The organism is Streptomyces roseirectus (assembly GCF_014489635.1).
Lineage (GTDB): Bacteria > Actinomycetota > Actinomycetes > Streptomycetales > Streptomycetaceae > Streptomyces > Streptomyces roseirectus.
Genome location: NZ_CP060828.1, coordinates 764,267 through 782,534, shown reverse-complemented (window position 1 = coordinate 782,534; position 18,268 = coordinate 764,267). Strand labels below are relative to the sequence as shown.

Below are 18,268 nucleotides of genomic sequence, written 5' to 3'. Positions count from 1 at the left end.
CAAGGGTTCAGGGGAGCCCCAACGCCCGTGCCACCAAAGCCCGATGCTCGGCCGGACCACCCCAGTCCGCCGCGAGCGCCCACGCCCGTTTCGCGTACCGGTGCAGCTCGTACTCCGTCGTGTAGCCCATCGCCCCGTGACACTGGATCGCCGCCCGAGCGGTGCTGCGGGCCGCCTCCGAGGCGAGCACCTTCGCGGCGGACGTCCGGACGCCCGTGTCGGCCTCCCCGGCGGCCTGCGCCCACCCGGCGGCCAGCACCGACGCGCGAGCGAACCGCAGCTCCACCACCACGTCGGCCAGCGCGTGCTTGACGGCCTGGAACGACCCCACCGGCACCCCGAACTGCTCCCGCTGCCGCACGTACGCGACCGTCAGCTCCACCATCCGCCCCCCGAGCCCCACCAGCAGCCCGGCCGTCGCCAACACCCCCCGCAGCCAAGCCGTTTCGACCACCGACGCCCCCTCGCCCACCACCACCCCACCCCGCGACGGCACCGACAGCCGCGCCAACTTCCGTGACGCGTCGACCGATGCGAGCGGCGTGATCCCCAACTCCTCGCGCCGGAAGAGCCGCAGCCGATCCCCCGCCCCCACGACGAAGAGGTCCGCGTCAGCCGCGAAGGGCACCGGCGCCTCAGTATCCAGGGACACCGTCAGCAGCACCGACCCGTCCAACACCCCACCCAGCACCGGCAGTTCAGCCAGCAGTGGCGCCCCCACCGCGATCGTCTCGGCGGCGGGCACCGCCACCCCCGCGTGCCCCAGCGTCTCCATCAACGGCGGCAGACAGTTCTCGTCGAGCCCCGCCTCACCCGGCACCAGCGCCCCCAGCACCCCCGCCCCCGCGAGCCCCCGCCACACGGCGTCGGCCGGCTCGGTCAGCTTCGCCAGCACCCCGCCCGCCGCCTCGGCGAGCGCCGCGTCCACCTCGGCCACCCGGAACCGCACCCCGCTCACCTCCTCGGCAGCCCGAGCAGCCGCTCGGCGACGATGTTGCGCTGGATCTCGTTGGTGCCCGCGTAGATCGGCCCGGCGAGGGAGAACAGGAACCCCTTGCTCCAGGGCCCCGCCAACTCCGCCTCGGGCCCGAGCAGTTCGGCGGCCGTCTCGTGCAGCCGGACATCCAGCTCGGACCAGAACAGCTTGGCGAGACTCGCCTCGGCGCCGACCTCGTGCCCGCCGGCGATCGCGGTGACCTGCTCCAGCGTGAACCACTGGTACGCCTGCGCGTCGATCCACGCCTGCGCGACCCGGTCCCGGTGCGCGCCGGACCCCACCTCGCGGGCCAGCTCCAGCAGCCGCTCGGCGGTGTGCAGGAAACGCCCGGGGGAGCGCAGGGTGAGCCCGCGCTCGGAGCCGGTCGTCGCCATCGCGACCGTCCAGCCCTGACCGACCTCGCCGAGCACGTCGGCGTCCGGCACGAAGACGTCGTCGAGGAACACCTCCGCGAACCCCTCGTCCCCGTCGAGCCGTTGGAAGCCCCGCACGGTCACGCCGGGCGCGTCGAGCGGGACGAGGAAGTAGGTGAGAGCGCGATGCCGGGCGTCCTGCGGGCCGGTGCGGAACAACCCGAACAGGTGGGTGCAGAACGCGCCGCGCGTCGTCCACGTCTTGTGCCCGGTGAGCCGCCAGCCGCCGTCGGCGCGGACCGCGCGGCTGCGCAGCGCGGCGAGGTCGCTGCCCGCCTCCGGCTCCGACCAGCCCTGCGCCCACAGGTCCTCGGCCGCCGCGATCCGGGGCAGGAGCCGGGCCCGCTGCTCGGCGGTGCCGAACCGGAAGAGGGTGGGCGCCAGCAGGAAGACACCGTTCTGGGTGACCCGCGCCGGGGCGCCCGCCCGGTGGTACTCCTCCTCGAAGATCAGCCACTCCCACAGCGACGCCCCGCGCCCGCCGTACTCCTCGGGCCACGACACGACCGACCAGCGCGCCGCGAACAGCTCCCGCTCCCAGGCGAGATGAGCCGCGAACCCCGCCCGCGTGTCCCCGGACGGCAGCGGCGGCGACGGCACGTGCGCGGCCAGCCACTCCCGCGCCGCACGCCGGAACGCCTCCTCCTCGGGGCTCCAGGTCAGGTCCATCAGCCGTCCAGCCCGAACCGCTCCTGCCGGGCCACGCCCGACAGGTTCACCTCGAACGTGAACCCCTGCTCGAAGCGGTAACTCCGTTTCACGTCCCACAGATCGATCCCGTTGAACGCCTCCTTGGCGGCCCGGATCACCGCCGGATGCTTCCCCGCGATCTCGGCGGCCACCGCCAACGCCCGCGCATGCAAGGCCGGTTCGGGAACGACGTCCAACACCGAGCCGAACGCGTGGAGTTCGGCGGCCGTCGCCGTCGCGCACGTGTACATCATCGCCCGCGCCCGGTGCGCGGGCACCAGCCGCGACAGGTGCGTGCCCGCGCCCAGCGCACCCCGGTCCACCTCCGGCAGCCCGAAGTACGCGTCGTCGGCGGCGACCACGATGTCCGCGTTGCCCACCAGCCCGATCCCCCCGCCCAGACAGAACCCGTGGACGGCCGCGACGACCGGCACCGCGCAGTCGTACACGGCGGCGAACGCGGCGAAACAGGCCCGGTTCACCTCGACGATCGCCCCCTCGCCCCGCACCTCCTTGACGTCCACCCCGGCGTTGAACCCCCGCCCCCGCGCCCGCAGCACCACCACCCGCACGGCCGGATCCCGCCCGAGTCCGGTCACCGCCTCCGCGAGCGCGTACCAGCCCGCCACCGGAAGGGCGTTGACCGGCGGCCGGTCGACGACGACCTCCGCGACACCCCGCTCGTCGACGTCCGTCGAGATGAACTCGGCACCCATGAAGGCCCCTTCACTCGTTCCCGGCCGAACCGCCGTACCCGGCAAGCCGCGTGAGAACGGCCTCAGCCTCGGCGACGATCCCCTCGATCAACTCCTCGCACGACGGCAGATCTTCGATCACCCCGGCGACCTGCCCGGACGCCAGCGTCCCGGCGTCGACCCGCCCCTCCACCATCGACGCGCGCAGCATCATCGGCGTGTTGGCGGCCATCAGCACCTGCGACCAGCCGAGCCCGTGCCCACGCCGCATCGCGAGCCCTTCACGGACCATCGCGGACCAGGAGATCCCGGACGCGCGATGGAACCCCCGGGCGCTGCGCACCGACCGCACCGCGCGCCGGGGCGCCCGTTCCCGCAGCAGCCGTTCGACCAGCTCCGTGCGCAGCACCCGCTGCGGCACCCCGTCCAGGACGCTCGTCACGACCGTCCCGTCCACCCCCCGCCGCAGATACTCCGCCTTCACCGCGTCCGGCACCGCGCAGTCACTGGTCAGCAGGAACCGGGTGCCCATCGCGACGCCCACCGCGCCCTGCGCGAGCGCGGCCACCAGACCCCGCCCGTCCCGGAACCCGCCCGCCGCGATCACGGGCACGTCCACGGCGTCCACGACCTGCGGCACCAGGATCGACGTCGGCACGGCCCCGGTGTGCCCGCCGCCCTCGCCGCCCTGCGCGATCACCGCGTCCACCCCCCACGCCGCGACCTTCTCCGCGTGCCGCCGCGCCCCCACCGACGGGACGACGACGAGCCCGGCCTCCTTGAGCCGCCGGATCACCCGCTCCGGCGGCGCCAGCGCGAACGACGCGACCCGCACGCCCTCCCGCACCAGCAGCTCCCCGCGCTCCAGCACGTCCGGCGCGTCACCGCGCAGGTTCACCCCGAACGGCGCGTCGGTCCGCTCCCGCACCGCCCGGATCGCCTCCCGCGTCTCGTCGAGCGTGAGCGTCGCCCCCGCGAGGATCCCGAGCCCCCCGGCCGCCGCCGTGGCCGCCGTCAACCCGGGCCCGCTGACGTACCCCATCCCGGTCTGCACGATCGGGAACCGGACCCCGGCCAGCTCGCACAACGCCGTACGCAGCATCACAACAGGCCCTCCTCTCAGGGGTGTTGACTGCTCACGGAGACGACTTCACCGGTCAGGTACGAGGCGTAGCCGCTCGCCAGGAACACCACCACGTTGGCCACCTCCCACGGCTCGGCCGCCCGCCCGAACGCCTCCCGCTCCGTCAGCCGCTCCAGCAGCTCGGCGCTGGTGACCTTCTCCAGGAACGGGTGCAGCGCGAGGCTCGGCGACACGGCGTTCACCCGGATCCCGTGCCCGGCCAGGTCCAGCGCCGCGCACCGCGTCAGCGCCATCACCCCGGCCTTCGCGGCGGCGTAGTGCGCCTGCCCCTCCTGCGCCCGCCACCCCACCACCGACGCGTTGTTGACGATCACCCCGCGCCGGCCGGCCCGCACCATCCGCCGCCCGGCCGCCCGCACGCACCGGAACGTCCCCGTCAGCGTCACGTCCAGCACCCGCGCCCACTCGGCGTCGGTCATCTCCAGCAGCGAACTCGTTCCCCCGAGGCCCGCGTTGTTCACCATCACGTCGACGCCGCCGAACTCCTCGGCCGCGTCCAGGAGTTGCCCGACCTGCTCCTCGACCGTCACATCGCAGACGACCGTCGCGACCCGGTCCGACCCGAACTCCTTGCCCAGCGCCTCGCCCGCCTCGGCGAGCCGCCGCTCGTGGACGTCCCCGAACACCACGGCGAGCGCGCCCTCTTCGAGACACCGCCGCACGACCGCCGAGCCGATCCCCGCACCGGCGGCAGCCGTGACGACCACCGTCTTCCCCGCGAGCAGCCCATGACCGGGCACGTACTCGGGAAGGCCCGTCTCGGGAAGGTCCGCTTCGGGAAGGTCCATGAGCCCTCCTGCTTGTCCGGAGCCGGAACGGCGTTCTACGGTAACCCACCAAGCGTTTGTTTGGTCAAGGTGCCGAACACCCGAGAGGGCCACCATGGGCGACAAGACAGTGCGGTTGGAGGAGTTCGCCGGAGTCGTCGAGTCCGGCATGACCATCGGGATCGGCGGCTGGGGATCCCGCCGCAAACCCATGGCACTGGTCAGGGAGATCCTGCGCAGCGACGTGCGGGACCTGACCGTCGTCACCTTCGGCGGCCCCGACGCCGGACTGCTGTGCGCGGCGGGAAAGGTGCGCAGACTCGTCTACGGATTCGTCTCGCTCGACTCCATCCCCCTCGACCCGCACTTCCGCGCCGCCCGCGAACGCGGCGAGATCGAGACCGCCGAGTACGACGAGGGCATGGTCGTCACCGGGCTGCGCGCGGCGGCGAGCCGCCTGTCGTTCCTGCCCACCCGCGCCGGACTCGGCTCCGACGTCCTGACCATGAACCCCGACCTGAGAACCGTCAACTCCCCCTACACAGGCGAGGAGTACGTCGCGATGAAGGCCCTCCCGCTGGACGTCGCCCTGATCCACCTGAACCGCGCCGACCCCGCCGGGAACGCCCAGTACCTGGGCCCCGACCCGTACTTCGACGACCTCTTCGCCCGCGCCGCCGACCGCACCTACGTCAGCGCCGAACGCGTCGTCCCCGACCTCCTCGCCGAAGGCCCCGCCCAGACGCTGCTGGTCAGCCGCATCTTCGTGACCGGCGTGATCGAGACGCCGAACGGCGCCCACTTCACCTCCTGCGCGCCCGACCACCCGCGCGACGAGGCGTTCCAGGCCCACTACGCGGCGAGCGCCAAGGACCCCGGCGCGTGGGAGCTGTTCCGCAAGCGGTTCCTGGACGGCGACGAACGCGCCTACCAGCGGGCCGTCACCGACTTCCACGCCGAACGCGCCACCGAGGAGGCCCGATGATCACCCGCGCGGAGGTGTGCGCCACCGCCTGCGCCGACGCCTGGCAGGGCGCGGGCGAGATCCTGGCGCACGCCGTCGGCGTCGTCCCCACGATCGGCGTCCGGCTGGCCCGGCTGACCACCAGCCCCGAACTCGTCCTCTCCGACGGCGAGGCGTACCTCATGAGCGAGCCGCCGCCGCTCGGCGGCACGGCCGCCGACGGGGGAGTGGCCGAGGGCTGGGTGCCGTTCCGGCGGATCTTCGACCTCGTGGAGAGCGGACGCCGGCAGAGCATGATGGGCGCGAGCCAACTCGACCGCTACGGCAACCAGAACATCTCCGCCGTCGGCAACTGGCGCAAACCCACACGCCAGTTGATCGGCGTACGCGGCGCACCCGGCAACACCGCCAACCACCGCACCGACTACTGGGTGCCCCGCCACTCGCCGAAGGTGTTCGTGGAGCGGGTCGACGTGGTCTGCGGCGTCGGCAACGACCGCGCGAGCAAACTGACGTTCCATCACCTCGGCGTCGTCGTCACCGACTTGGCGGTCCTGGACTACGGCGACGACGGCCGCCTGCGCATCCGCTCCGTGCACCCCGGCGTCACCGTCGACGACGTCCGCGCCGCGACCGGCTTCCCGCTCGACGCGACCGGCGTCACCGCGACCCGCGAGCCCGATCCGACCGAACTGCGCCTGATCCGCGAGGAGATCGACCCCCGGGGGCTACGGAACCGGGAGGTTCCCGTCACTCCGTGACCAGACCGCCGTACAGGATGCGCAGGTACTGCTCGGAGACCGCCTCGTGGCGGAACCGGCCGCGCGGGCGGTACCAGCGCACCGAGCACCACACCGTGTCCCGGATGAACCGGTAGGTGAGCCGGGCGTCGACATCCGCGCGGAACACCCCGGACTCCTGGCCCGCCGTCAGCGCGCGCAGCCAGATCCTCTCGATCCTGCGGCCCCACTGGTCGACGTACGCGAACCGGGGCTGGCCGCTCAGGGACGCCGACTCGTTCTGGTAGAGGGCGACCGCGTCCGGCGTCTCGTGTATCACGGCGAAGGAGTGCTGAACGAGCAGGTCGAGCACCTTCCGGGGGTCCTGCTCCGCCTGCTCGATCGCGGCGAACCGCTCCAGGAGACGGCCGAGGAAGTCGCGCAGGATCTCGTCGAGCATCTCCTCCTTCGACGCGAAGTGGTGGTACAGGCTGCCCGAGAGGATCCCCGCCTCGTCGGCGATGTCTCGCACCGTGGTCTGCGTGTAGCCCCGGGACGCGAACAACCGGGCCGCGATCCGCAGGAGTTCGGCCCGCCGGTCCGAACCCCCCTTCGGGGCGCCGCCGTTGTCGGCCGCCGTACGGACGGGGCGTCGTACCGCCATGTCGCTGCTTCCTTCCCGCCGTGCCTGGTGCGGCGCTCAGCATAACGACCAAGCGTTTGGTCACGCGTTCGGCGTGTGCCGCAGGAACGCCGGCCACTCGCCGCCCCCGTCCACGTTCAGCACCGCCCCCGTCACATGCGCCGCGAGCGGTGACGCCAGCAGGACGCAGGCGCCGCCGATGTCCTCGGGGCGGGCGAACACCCCGCGCGGGATCGTCGCCGCGACCCGCGCGACCTGCGCCGCGTCCCCGTAGTGGGCCATCGAACCCGGCGTCGCCACCAGCCCGCAGCTCACCGCGTTCACCCGCACCCGGGGCGCCCACTCCACCGCCAGCGACGCCGTCAGGCTCTCCAGCGCCGCCTTCGCCGCCCCGTACACCGCCGTCCCCGGACTCACCCGGCGGGCGCTGATCGAGGTGACGTTCAGGACGACCCCGCCGTCCGCCATGACCGGGAACACCGCCCGGCACACGTAGACCGGCGCGAGGAAGTTCAGCTCGGTGACCTTGCGGTGGAACCCCGGCGAGGCGCCCGCGAAATCGGCGTACGGCGCGCCGCCCGCGTTGTTGACGGCGACGTCGACCCGCCCGCACCGCCGCGCCACGTCCGCGACCCACGCCTCCACCTGCTCCGGGTCACGGACGTCCAACCGGGTGAAGCGCGCCGGGAGTTCGGGCGGCTCGCCGCGGGCGCACACCTCGACGTGGGCGCCCGCCTCCAGGAACGTCTGCGCGATCCCCGCCCCGACCCCGCGCGTGCCGCCGGTGACCAGGACGACCTTGCCCGACATGTCCAACTGGAGGGCCATGCGCCCACAGTAGCCACCGGAACCAAGCAAACGCTAGGTCGGCACCATCCATCTCCCGGCCTACGCCTCCGACAGCTCCTCCAGCAGCCCCTGCGGCAACGGCTCCGGCAGAAACGCCAGGAACTGCCGCATCGGCATCGACGCGATCATCCGCAGCACGTCGTCCCCGACCATCCGCCCGCCCGCCAACGCCTTGCGCAGCGCCGGACCCGCCGCGTCGTGCGCGAACCACTCCGACACCGGCGACTCCACCGTCAGCGGCCGCCGGTACCGGTCCCCCGCCAACTCCACGCCCACCGACGCGAGTACGGTGTGCGCGTCCCGCCCGAGCTGCACCTCGTACCGGCCCGCCGACACCGTCCAGTCCCCGCGCTCGATGTCCCAGAACGCGAACGCCCGCCGCTCCAGCGGGAGTTCGACGACAGTACTCTCACCCGGCGCCAGCGCCACCTTCGTGAACGCGCGCAGCTCACGCACGGGACTGACCACCGGACGCCCCGCCGGAGCGACGTACACCTGCACGACGTGCTTCCCGAAGCGCCCGCCCGTGTTCGTGACCGTCACGGACACCGTCGCCGTGTCCGCGCCCGTCCGCTCCACCCGGAACCCGGTCTCCTCGAACGACGTGTAGCTCAGGCCGTGTCCGAAGGGGTGCCGGACGGCGACCTCGGCGCTCTCGTAGTACCGGTAGCCGACCATCACGCCCTCCCCGTAGCGCACATGTCCTTGCCCGCCGGGGAAGTTGAGGTACGCCGGGGTGTCCTGGAGGCGGAGCGGGACCGTCTCCGCGAGCCGCCCCGACGGGTTCACGCGCCCGCTCAGCACGTCCGCGATCGCGCCGCCGCCCGCCTGGCCCGGCAGCCACGCCTCGACCACCGCGTCCACGTCCGCGTACCACTCCTCCAGGCTCACCACGCCGCCGTTCAGCAGGACGACCACCGTGCGCGGGGCCGCCGTCGCCGCCGCGCGGATCAACTCGACCTGGTCGGCGGGGAGTCGGAGGTGTTCGCGGTCGAAGCCCTCCGACTCGTCCTCCTCCCGCAGCCCGGCGAACACCACCGCGACGTCGGCATCGGCGGCCTGCGCCGGATCGTCCGTGAAGTCGACCCGGGCGTCCGGGAGTCGCAAGCGCAGCTCGTCCAACGGGCTGTCCACGCGGGTCGCGTTGACGTGCGAGCTGCCGCCGCCCTGGTAGCGCGGACGCCGGGCGAACTCGCCCAGGACGGCGATCCGGGTGGCCGGGGCGAGGGGGAGCGTGCCGTCGTCGTTCTTCAGCAGGACCAGGCAGTCGGCGGCGGCCTCGCGGGCGAGGCGGTGGTGGGCGTCGACGTCGAACCCCGGGGCGCCGGACCCGTCGGCGCCGGACCCCTTGGTGTCGGACCCGGCGGCCCCCGACCCGTCGGCCCCGGACTCGGCGCGCACCCGGCGTGCCAGTTCCCGCAGGCGGCCCACGGCGGTGTCGACGACCGCCTCGTCGAGCCGGCCCTCGCGGACCGCCGCCGCGACCTCCGCGTCCGTGCGTCCGCCCGTGCCCGGCATCTCCAGGTCGGTGCCCGCGACGAGCGCCGCGACCCGGTCGGCGACCGCGCCCCAGTCGGAGACGACCAGACCGTCGAAGCCCCACTCCTCGCGCAGGATCCCGGCCAGCAGCGCGCGGTGCTGCGTCGCGTGCACGCCGTTGACCCGGTTGTAGGCCGCCATCACCGTCGCCGGGCGGGCCTCCTTCACGATCCGCTCGAACGCCGGGAGGTAGATCTCCCGCAGCGCGCGCTCGTCGACGTCCGCGCTCACCCGCATGCGGTCCGTCTCCTGGTTGTTGGCCGCGAAGTGCTTCACCGACGCGCCGACGCCCTGGCTCTGCACGCCGCTCACATGCGCGGCCCCGAGGACGCCGCTGAGCAGCGGATCCTCCGAGAAGTACTCGAAGTTGCGGCCGCACAGCGGGGAGCGCTTGATGTTCACGCCGGGGCCGAGCAGGACGTCCACGCCCTGCGCGCGGGCCTCCCGGCCCAGGGCCTCGCCGACGCCGCGCAGTAGCTCCGGGTCCCAGCTCGACGCGAGCGCCACCGCCGGGGGGAAACAGGTCGCCGGTTCGCTGTCGTGGACCTCGGTGGCCCCGCCGGACTGCTTGCGGACGCCGTGCGGGCCGTCGCACATCAGGAGCGAGGGGACACCAGCGGCCTCGGTGGACTCGGTCGTCCACATGTCCCTGCCGGACAGGAGCGCGGTCTTGGTGTCGAGGTCCAGCGGGGTCGGGTCGGCCATGACGCGGGGTCCTCACGAGAGGGGGCACGGGTGAGGCCGACTCTAGGCGTGGAAAGCGAACGACGCTAGGTTTTGGTGCGGGTCCCGGTCCCCGACCCGCACATCCGGTTGAACGCCTCGATCGTCTCCGCCATCTCCACCCCCGGATCCAGCAGCCACTGCAACTGGAGCCCGTCCGACAGCGCGATCAGCATCCGCGCCAACTGCTCGGGCGTGACGTCCGTCCGGGTCTCCCCGCGCTCCTGGCCCTCCCGCATCCCCTCGGCGAGGGAGCGCGTCAGCTCGTCGTAGCGGCGCGTGAAGAACCCGTGCGCCGGGTGCTGGGGATCGGACGCGGCGGCGGACAGCGTCACGAACAGATCGACCAGACCCCGCTGCCCCGCGTTCCGCACGACCGTCCGCGCCAGCGCCTCGCCCGGGGAACCCGCGTCGGCCGTCGCCCGCCCGTCCCGCGCGTCGCGCTCCGCGAGCACCGCCACGAACAGCTCCTCGCGCGAGCCGAAGTAGTGCAGCACCCCCGCCTGCGACATCCCCACCCGGTCCGCGACCTCCTTCAGCGACGCACCCCGCTCACCGTGCTCGCTGAACACCTCCAGAGCCGCCCGCAGGATCTGTTCTCGCCGCTCAAGTCCCTTGCGGTACGGGCCCCTCGGCTTACGTGGTGTGGTCACCGTCAGACCGTACTTCACGGCGGCGGGGGCACCCGGTGAGCGCCCCCGCCGCCCCGCTCAGCCGATCTCCCGCTTCAGGATCTTCCCCGTCGACGTCATCGGCAGCGCGTCCGCGAACTCCACCACCCGCGGGTACTTGTACGCCGCCAGCCGCTCCTTCGCCCACTCGACCAGCTCGTCCCCGGTGACCTCGACGCCCGCCCGGCGCACGACGACCGCCTTGATCTCCTCCCCGTGCGAGGGATGCGGCACCCCGATCACCGCGACCAGGGACACCGCCGGATGCTCCATCAGCAGCTCCTCGATCTCCCGGGGGTACACGTTGAACCCACCCCGGATGATCATGTCCTTGGCGCGGTCGACGATGTAGTAGTAGCCGTCCGCGTCCCGCCGCCCGAGGTCCCCGGTCCGGAACCAGCCGTCCTCGGACAGCACTTCGGCCGTCGCCTCGGGGCGCCGGTAGTACCCCTTCATGACGTTGTGCCCCTTGACGGCGATCTCCCCGATCGCGTCGGTGCCACCCGTCACCTCGGAGCCGTCCCCGTCGAGGAGCCGCATCTCGACGCCCGGCACGGGCACGCCGATGGACCCGGGGCGGGGCTCCTGGCCGAGCACGGAGAACGCGGCCACCGGAGACGTCTCCGACAACCCGTACCCCTCAAGGATGGTCACCCCGAACCGCTCCCGGAACGCCCGGTGCACCTCACGCGGCAACGCCGACCCGCCCGAGACCGCCACCCGCAGATTGCGGGCCAGGGCCTCGACGTCCACGGAGCCGTCCAGCGCGCCGAGCAGCGCCCAGTACATCGTCGGAACCCCGCCGAAGAACGTCACCTCCTCGGCCAGCATCGCCTTCAGCGCCGCCGCCGGCTCGAACCGGGGCAGCATCACGATCGTCCCGCCGTACGCGAGCGCCCCGTTCTGGACGACCGTCTGCCCGAAGGAGTGGAACAGCGGCAGCACGCACAGGAACGTGTCCGGCCGCTCCACCGACGCCCCGAACAGCGCCTCGTCGATCAGGACGTTGTCCCGCATGTTCCGGTGCCGCAGCTCGGCACCCTTGGGGCGACCCGTAGTACCCGAGGTGTAGAGGATGACGGCCGTGTCGTCCTCGTCCGTCACCACCGTCTCGAACACCGGCGTACGCCCCGCCCACGGCAGCTCCCGCGCGGGGTCGACGACGAACAGCTCGACGCCGTCCACCTCGCCCGCGGCCTCGCGCGCGTACGCCCCGATCGGCAGCTCCGGCGTCCCCTCGAACGCGATGTACGCCGAGGCGCCCGAGTCCGCCAAGTGGTACGCCAGCTCGCGCGGCTTCAGCAGCACGTTCAGCGGGACGACCGTCGCGCCCGCCTTGAGGATGCCGTAGTAGGCGAACGTGAAGTACGGCAGGTTCGGCATCGACAGCGCGACCTTGTCGCCCGGCCGCACCCCGGCCCCGGTCAGCAGGTTCGCGACCTGGTTCGCCGCCGCGTCGGTCTGCGCGTACGACAGCCGCAGCTCGCCGAAGACGATCGCGGTGCGCTCCGGGTGGCGGGCGGCCGAGTCCTCCAGGAACCCGGCGAGGTTGTACGCGGTCATGATCCGGCCGCCGTCCACTGGCACGGCATACGGCCTCCCTCGTCGCAGAAACCTTCTTTCGGGGGACGCTAGTTGAGTGCGCCGCCTCGCCGCAAGGATCTTGGGTCAAGTAAGGGTGCAGGTCAGAGGCTTGCCGCGTGGTCCGGCACATAGTTCTGGAGATCACGCGGCGGACGCACGTACCCCGTCGACGGCGGACGCTCCGGCAACTCCAGGACCGGCAGCGGCACTTCGTGGTACGGCACCGAGCCCAGCAGATGCGCGATCATGTTCAGCCGCGCCCGCTTCTTGTCGTCGCTCTCCACGACCAGCCACGGCGCGTCCGGGATGTCCGTGTGCACCAGCATCTCGTCCTTCGCCCGCGAGTACGCCTCCCAGCGGGTGATCGACTCCAGGTCCATCGGCGAGAGCTTCCAGCGGCGCACCGGGTCGTCGAGACGCTTGCGGAACCGGTCCTGCTGCTCGCCGTCGCTCACCGAGAACCAGTACTTGCGCAGCAGGATCCCGTCCTCCACGAGCATCCGCTCGAAGATCGGGCACTGCCGCAGGAAACGCTGGTACTCCTCCTTCGTGCAGAACCCCATCACGTGCTCGACGCCGGCCCGGTTGTACCAGGAACGGTCCAGCAGGACGATCTCCCCGGCCGCCGGAAGGTGCTCCACGTACCGCTGGAAATACCACTGCGTACGTTCCCGCTCGGTCGGCTTCGGCAGCGCCACGACCCGTGCGACACGGGGGTTCAGATGCTCCGTGACCCGCTTGATCGTCCCGCCCTTCCCCGCCGCGTCCCGCCCCTCGAAGACGACGACCAGCCGCGCGCCCGTCGCCCGCACCCACTCCTGAAGCTTCACCAACTCCGTCTGCAGGCGCAGCAGTTCACTCTCGTACACCTTCCGCTTGAGCGCCCCCGCCGCCTTCTCGCCGGCCATACCGCCTCTTTCCGTCGCCCCACAGGTGAACGCCCCGAAGTCTAAGGAGCGGGGGGTGTGCGCGGCGTACGCTGACGGCCGTATGGACGCCCGTCTCGCCGTCGCCGCCCGTTTCACCGGTACCCCCGCGCGCACCGTCCGCCCCCTCTCCGGCGTGGTCGCCGAGGTCGGGCTCGCCGACGGGCGGACCGTGATCGTCAAACACGCCGACGCGCCCGGCGCGGCCCGTGCCGAGGCCGCCGGGCTGCGGTGGCTGGGGGAGGGGATGCGGGTGCCGGTGGTGCACGGGTACGACGAGCAGTGGCTCGTCACCGACCGGGTTCCGCCGGGGCGGGCGACCGCCGAGGCCGCGTACGGGCTCGGCCGCGCGCTCGCCGGGCTGCACGCGTGCGGCGCCCCCGCGTACGGCGCGGCGCCGCCCGGCGGGCCCCGCGAGGCGTACATCGGGCTCGCGGCCATGCGGAACGTACCCGGCGACGACTGGGCTGCCTGGTACATCGAACGCCGGGTCCTGCCGTACCTGCGGGCCGCCGTCGACCAGGGGAGCATGGACGCCGGTCAGGCCGCCGTCGTCGAGCGCGCCTGCGGGCGGCTGGCCACGCTCGCCGGGCCCGTCGAGCCTCCGGCCCGGCTGCACGGTGACCTCTGGAACGGGAACGTGCTGTGGGGCGCCGACGGGCACGCCTGGCTGATCGACCCCGCCGCGCACGGGGGCCACCGCGAGACCGACCTCGCGATGCTCCAGCTCTTCGGGTGCCCTCATCTGGAGCGGGTTCTCGCCGGGTACGAGTCGGTCGCGCCACTTGCGGAGGGGTGGCGGGAGCGGGTGGGGGCGCACCAGTTGTTTCCGCTGATGGTGCATGTGGTGCTGTTCGGCGGGAGGTATGTGGAGCAGGTGGTGGGGGTGGCTCGGGGGGTGGGGTGAGGGGGCGGTGTCGCGTTGCGTACGCGGGTGGTGCGGCTCAGTGCGCGCCCAGGCCGCCGCCACCGAAGGACCCGCTGGACCCCGGGCTCCACCTGCGGCGTTTCTTGGAGTCGCTGTGCCGGGTCTGCATGTTCGTGAGTTCGTAGGGGGTGAGGGCGTGGCCCTTCTTCCCCACCTTCGGCACCTCCTCCGGTTCCCTGTTCTCCAGGATCTCGTGCACCGCGCCCTCCGGCGGAAGGTGCGGCTGTTCGTCGGGGCGCGGGCACGGGGGCTCGCGCATCTTGATCCGGGCGCCCAGCCAGAACGCGCCGCACAGCATGGCCACGAGTGCCACGCCGACCGCGAACAACGCCAGGCTGAGCAGGCCGCTCGGCGCGGCCAGCATGACGGATGCGGTACTCATATCAGGCGAATACCCCCACAAGGGGAGCCGAACCCTCCGGGGGCGGGGGGTGGACGGCTGGAGTGGGGGAGCGGAGAACGGCCTACTGGAGCGGGCGGTGGAGATCGGCCGGCTGGAGAGGAAGGCGGAGAGTGGTCAGCTGGAGCGGGTGGCCGGGAGGGGGCAGGCCGGAGGGGTGGCCCGGAGCGGTGAGATGTCCGGAGGGAGTGTTCTCGCGGGGCTCCTCATCGCCCCGCCACCGACCCGCCCACTACTCCGCACCGACCCCCTCACCAGCCCGTCACCGACTTCCTCGTCACCCAGCGCCTTCACCAGCACGCCACCTGCCCCTCGCCACCTCCCGTCACCAGTCCGCCGCCCTCTCGTCACCCCGCGTCACGCCCCCTCGCCCCCGCCGCCCTCACCCCACCCGCAGATTCCACCGCCCACCCCTCCCGCTGATCTCCACCCCCGCCAACGGCGCCACATCCACCCGCCAGAACGCCCCCTCCGGCGCCCCGAGCACCCGCACCACCACCGCCCGCACCACCTCGGGCTCGACCACCGCGACGGTGCGCCCGGACAGGTCCGCGCACTCCCGCAGCCACCTCTCGACCCGGTCGCACAGTGCCCGCACGGACTCCCCGCCGTGCGGAGCGGCGCCGGGATCCGCCAGCCACGCCGCCACCGCCTCCGGCTCGCGGGCCCCCACGTCCGCCAGGGTCTCCCCCCGCCACCGCCCCACATCGAGCCCGCCCCACGCGGCCACCTCCACCGCGTCGAGCCCGAGCACCCGAGCCGTCTCCCGGCATCGAGCACTCGGCGAACACCACACCTGCTCGGCCCCCGGCACCCCGCTCGCCGCCTCCCGGGCCGCCCGCACCCCGGCCGGATCCAGCCCGGACCCGTCGTCGAACCGGGCCTCCCGATGCGAGGCGCTGAGAGCGGGCGCGAGCAGCAGAACCCGGTGAGTCATACGGCATGCCTTTCGTGGACGGGGCGGACCGGCGAGTCATACACAGCACCGGCCCACACCCGCAACACCTCCCGCGCGCCCTCTCGCCCCATGCCTCTCACCGACCCCCGCGTTCTCTCCAGCCACCCCGTCATGCCTCCCAGTGTGCCGACCGGCACTGACAACGCGGCCTGCCATTCCCAATTTCTGCAACAGGTTCTACCGTGTGCGCCGTCAGGACACCGGCCATCGGGAGGCGCCGTGCACCTCGACCAGACTCCGGAGCAGTTGCGGCTGCGGGCGGAACTACGGGAGTACTTCGCGGAGTTGGTGCCGGACCACGCGTACGCGCGGCACGCCGACCCGGTCGGCGCGAAACGGTTCTACCGGGAGACGATCAGGCGACTGGGCGCGGACGGCTGGCTCGGCGTCGGCTGGCCGAAGGAGTACGGCGGACGGGGCCTGACCCCCGTCGAGCAGTTCGTGTTCTTCGACGAGGCCGCGCAGGCCGGCGTCCCCCTCCCGCTGATGGCGCTGAACACCGTCGGCCCGACCCTCATGCGCTACGGCACCGACGAGCAGAAGGCGTACTTCCTGCCGCGCGTCCTGTCCGGCGAGATCGACTTCGCGATCGGCTACAGCGAGCCGGGCGCGGGCACCGACCTCGCCGCGCTGACGACGCGGGCCGTGCGGGACGGCGACGAGTACGTCGTCAACGGGCAGAAGATCTGGACGACGAACGGCGACACCGCCGACTGGATCTGGCTCGCCACCCGCACCGACCCGGACGCCCCGCCGCACAAGGGCATCACCATGCTGCTGGTCCCGACGGCGGACCCCGGCTACTCCTGCACGGTCATCCGCACCCTCGCCTCCCACGACACGACCGCGAGCTACTACGAGAACGTCCGCGTCCCCGTCACCCACCGCGTCGGCGCCGAGAACGAGGGCTGGCGGCTGATCACCAACCAGCTCAACCACGAACGCGTCACCCTCGCCGCCCACGGCACGATGGCGATCCGCGCCCTCCAGGACGTCCGGCGCTGGGCCGGGGAGACCAAGCTGACCGACGGACGCCGGGTCCTCGACCTCCCCTGGGTCCGCCGCCGCCTCGCCCAGACCCACGTCAGACTGGAAGCCCTCAGGCTCCTCAACTGGCAGATGGTCCAAGCCGTCCAGAACAACACCCTCACCCCCCAGGACGCCTCCGCCGTCAAGGTCTACGGCTCCGAGGCCCGCCGCGACGCCTACGCCTGGCTCCTGGAGATCGTCGCCGCCCCCGGCGCCCTCCAGGAGGGCTCGGCCGGAGCGGTCCTCCACGGCGAACTCGAACGCGGCTACCGCTCCGCCGTCATCTTCACCTTCGGCGGCGGCAACAACGAGATCCAACGCGAGATCATCACCTGGATCGGTCTGGGGATGCCTCGCGTGCGGAGGTAGCCAGGTGTGACCACCGACGCTACTGAACTTGATTGAGTGATGTCGGTCAGCCGTCCAAGGTAAGAGTGGTGCCGGCGAGGCAGCCGTCGACGACTTGACCAGCGACCAGATGCTCTCCTGCGGGTTGAGGTGCGGCGCGTGAACGGGCAGCTGGAAGACGGTCAGCCAGTGCGCGTTGGCCTCGAAGAACGCCTTGAGCGGCGGCACGAGGTGAATGCGGGCGTTGTCCCAGACCAGAACGATCGGTCCGCCGAGCTGGATGCGGGCGCGGACGATCAGGTCCCGGAAGTCGCGCCAGGTGAAGCCCTTCGGCTCGCCCTTGCGGCCCCGGTATTCGCGGATCGCGTAGATCAGCCGGGACCGTTCACCCGTCCTGTAGCAGGCCATGCCCGCCATGGAGACCCGGCCGGAGCCACGGCCACGGACGACAGGTGTCTGTCCGATACGGCCCCACGTCCTGGCGCGCGGCGGCGTCATCGACTGCCCGGCCTCGTCCTCGAAGACGATCCAGGCGCCGCGACCCGCCGCGGTGCCTTTACCCGCGGCCAGACTCCCCCGCAAGCGGGGGCACCCCCACCTTCTTCCACAGTTCTACCGCCGCGTCGTCGCGCTCGATCGCCCGCCGGGTCGGCTGCTGCCACGACCAGCCATGCCTCTTCAGCAGCCGCCAGGTGCCCTCGACCGTGCGGGAGACATGGAACAGACGTCCGATCAGCGTCTTCACCCGGGCCGGCGTCCACCGCTGATCCTCCCAGCCGTGGACCAGCGGCCCGCGTTCCAACTCCCGTTCCAGCCGGGCGATCTGCTTCTCGCCGAGCCTCGGCCGCCCGGGCGATCCCTTCGACAGGACCCCGGTGTCACCGCGCTCGCGCCACTGCCGACGTGCCCGCCCTCGAAACGCTCCACGGCCTGCAACCGCACCCGCTCCCGGGCGGCCCTCCCAGCGTCGGTCAACCCGCCGCCCTGCGCGTATCTCACGGTCCAGGGCTACCGGAGACGACCCGCCACCGTCAGACGAACGGCCCCGACATCACTCAATCAAGTTCAGCAGCGGCTGTGGTCACACCAGGTGTGACGAGGATTTTCAGTCGGCGCAGAAGAGGGATGGCGGCACTGGCCGCAGTCGCGTACAGATCAGTCGCCGTCGTAGGCGGTATGAGTGGCTGTGGCCGGGCGTCGTCACCGCTGCGTGCGCCGGAACCGGACCGTCCCGATGATCTACGGCACAGACATCGTCCGCCGACCGGCGCGAGCCCCGAA

17 protein-coding genes and 1 pseudogene are annotated in these 18,268 nt (G+C 72.5%); 4 read left to right on the top strand and 14 right to left on the bottom strand.

Annotation, left to right across the window (positions count from 1 at the left end):
* Nucleotides 1–7: 7 nt before the first annotated feature.
* Genes IAG44_RS03075 through IAG44_RS03055 form a run of 5 tightly spaced genes read right to left on the bottom strand, consistent with a single transcriptional unit; the run spans nt 8 to nt 4,727 of the window.
* Nucleotides 8–949, bottom strand: coding sequence for an acyl-CoA dehydrogenase family protein (locus IAG44_RS03075; RefSeq protein ID WP_187752469.1), 942 nt, complete (start codon nt 947–949; stop codon nt 8–10).
* A gap of 5 nt (nt 950–954) precedes the next feature.
* Nucleotides 955–2,079: an acyl-CoA dehydrogenase family protein gene (locus IAG44_RS03070; protein WP_187745593.1), complete on the bottom strand. Its 1,125-nt coding sequence runs from the start codon at nt 2,077–2,079 to the stop codon at nt 955–957.
* Nucleotides 2,079–2,816: an enoyl-CoA hydratase family protein gene (locus tag IAG44_RS03065; protein ID WP_187745592.1), complete on the bottom strand. Its 738-nt coding sequence runs from the start codon at nt 2,814–2,816 to the stop codon at nt 2,079–2,081. The genes IAG44_RS03070 and IAG44_RS03065 overlap by 1 nt, the downstream gene beginning before the upstream one ends.
* A gap of 10 nt (nt 2,817–2,826) precedes the next feature.
* Nucleotides 2,827–3,894, bottom strand: coding sequence for an NAD(P)H-dependent flavin oxidoreductase (locus tag IAG44_RS03060; protein ID WP_223006859.1), 1,068 nt, complete (start codon nt 3,892–3,894; stop codon nt 2,827–2,829).
* Nucleotides 3,895–3,914: 20 nt separating this feature from the next.
* Nucleotides 3,915–4,727: an SDR family oxidoreductase gene (locus IAG44_RS03055; RefSeq protein WP_187745590.1), complete on the bottom strand. Its 813-nt coding sequence runs from the start codon at nt 4,725–4,727 to the stop codon at nt 3,915–3,917.
* A 94-nt stretch (nt 4,728–4,821) separates the two neighbouring features.
* Here IAG44_RS03055 and IAG44_RS03050 point away from each other — a divergent pair, with 94 nt between their 5' ends.
* Nucleotides 4,822–5,691 carry a CoA transferase subunit A gene (locus IAG44_RS03050; RefSeq protein ID WP_187745589.1) on the top strand — a complete coding sequence of 290 codons (870 nt, stop codon included), beginning with the start codon at nt 4,822–4,824 and terminating at the stop codon, nt 5,689–5,691.
* Nucleotides 5,688–6,431: a CoA-transferase subunit beta gene (locus tag IAG44_RS03045; RefSeq protein ID WP_187745588.1), complete on the top strand. Its 744-nt coding sequence runs from the start codon at nt 5,688–5,690 to the stop codon at nt 6,429–6,431. Before IAG44_RS03050 ends, IAG44_RS03045 begins: the two co-directional genes overlap by 4 nt.
* On the opposite strand, the gene IAG44_RS03040 is transcribed toward IAG44_RS03045, so the two are convergent.
* The 6 genes from IAG44_RS03040 to ppk2 form a co-directional block, all read right to left on the bottom strand.
* A complete protein-coding gene (locus IAG44_RS03040) occupies nt 6,421–7,053 on the bottom strand; it encodes a TetR/AcrR family transcriptional regulator (protein WP_187745587.1) in 633 nt (210 codons plus the stop codon). The genes IAG44_RS03045 and IAG44_RS03040 overlap by 11 nt on opposite strands.
* Before the next feature lie 60 nt (nt 7,054–7,113).
* Nucleotides 7,114–7,860, bottom strand: coding sequence for an SDR family oxidoreductase (locus IAG44_RS03035; RefSeq protein ID WP_187745586.1), 747 nt, complete (start codon nt 7,858–7,860; stop codon nt 7,114–7,116).
* A 60-nt stretch (nt 7,861–7,920) separates the two neighbouring features.
* On the bottom strand, nt 7,921–10,125 hold the full coding sequence (locus IAG44_RS03030) for a glycoside hydrolase family 3 C-terminal domain-containing protein (protein ID WP_187745585.1): 2,205 nt from the start codon (nt 10,123–10,125) through the stop codon (nt 7,921–7,923).
* Nucleotides 10,126–10,190: 65 nt separating this feature from the next.
* Entirely contained in the window at nt 10,191–10,796 is a 606-nt protein-coding gene (locus tag IAG44_RS03025) for a TetR/AcrR family transcriptional regulator (protein ID WP_187745584.1), read from the bottom strand.
* A 57-nt stretch (nt 10,797–10,853) separates the two neighbouring features.
* Entirely contained in the window at nt 10,854–12,377 is a 1,524-nt protein-coding gene (locus tag IAG44_RS03020; protein ID WP_187752468.1) for a long-chain-fatty-acid--CoA ligase, read from the bottom strand.
* 122 nt (nt 12,378–12,499) lie between these two features.
* A complete protein-coding gene (ppk2, locus tag IAG44_RS03015) occupies nt 12,500–13,306 on the bottom strand; it encodes a polyphosphate kinase 2 (protein ID WP_187745583.1) in 807 nt (268 codons plus the stop codon).
* 82 nt (nt 13,307–13,388) lie between these two features.
* Here ppk2 and IAG44_RS03010 point away from each other — a divergent pair, with 82 nt between their 5' ends.
* The gene (locus IAG44_RS03010; RefSeq protein ID WP_187745582.1) at nt 13,389–14,231 is read left to right on the top strand and encodes a fructosamine kinase family protein; all 843 of its coding nucleotides are present in this window, start codon (nt 13,389–13,391) and stop codon (nt 14,229–14,231) included.
* Nucleotides 14,232–14,268: 37 nt separating this feature from the next.
* Here the strand turns inward: IAG44_RS03010 and IAG44_RS03005 are convergent, their stop codons facing one another.
* Complete coding sequence (locus IAG44_RS03005; protein ID WP_187745581.1) at nt 14,269–14,634, bottom strand: DUF6479 family protein; 366 nt, start codon at nt 14,632–14,634, stop codon at nt 14,269–14,271.
* Between the two features lie 400 nt (nt 14,635–15,034).
* On the bottom strand, nt 15,035–15,589 hold the full coding sequence (locus tag IAG44_RS03000) for a histidine phosphatase family protein (RefSeq protein WP_187745580.1): 555 nt from the start codon (nt 15,587–15,589) through the stop codon (nt 15,035–15,037).
* Nucleotides 15,590–15,829: 240 nt separating this feature from the next.
* Between IAG44_RS03000 and IAG44_RS02995 the strand changes: the two genes are divergently transcribed.
* Entirely contained in the window at nt 15,830–17,008 is a 1,179-nt protein-coding gene (locus IAG44_RS02995) for an acyl-CoA dehydrogenase family protein (protein WP_187745579.1), read from the top strand.
* 93 nt (nt 17,009–17,101) lie between these two features.
* Here the strand turns inward: IAG44_RS02995 and IAG44_RS44675 are convergent.
* A pseudogene (locus tag IAG44_RS44675) lies at nt 17,102–17,986 on the bottom strand (IS630 family transposase); the annotation flags it as partial.
* Nucleotides 17,987–18,268 lie beyond the last annotated feature (282 nt).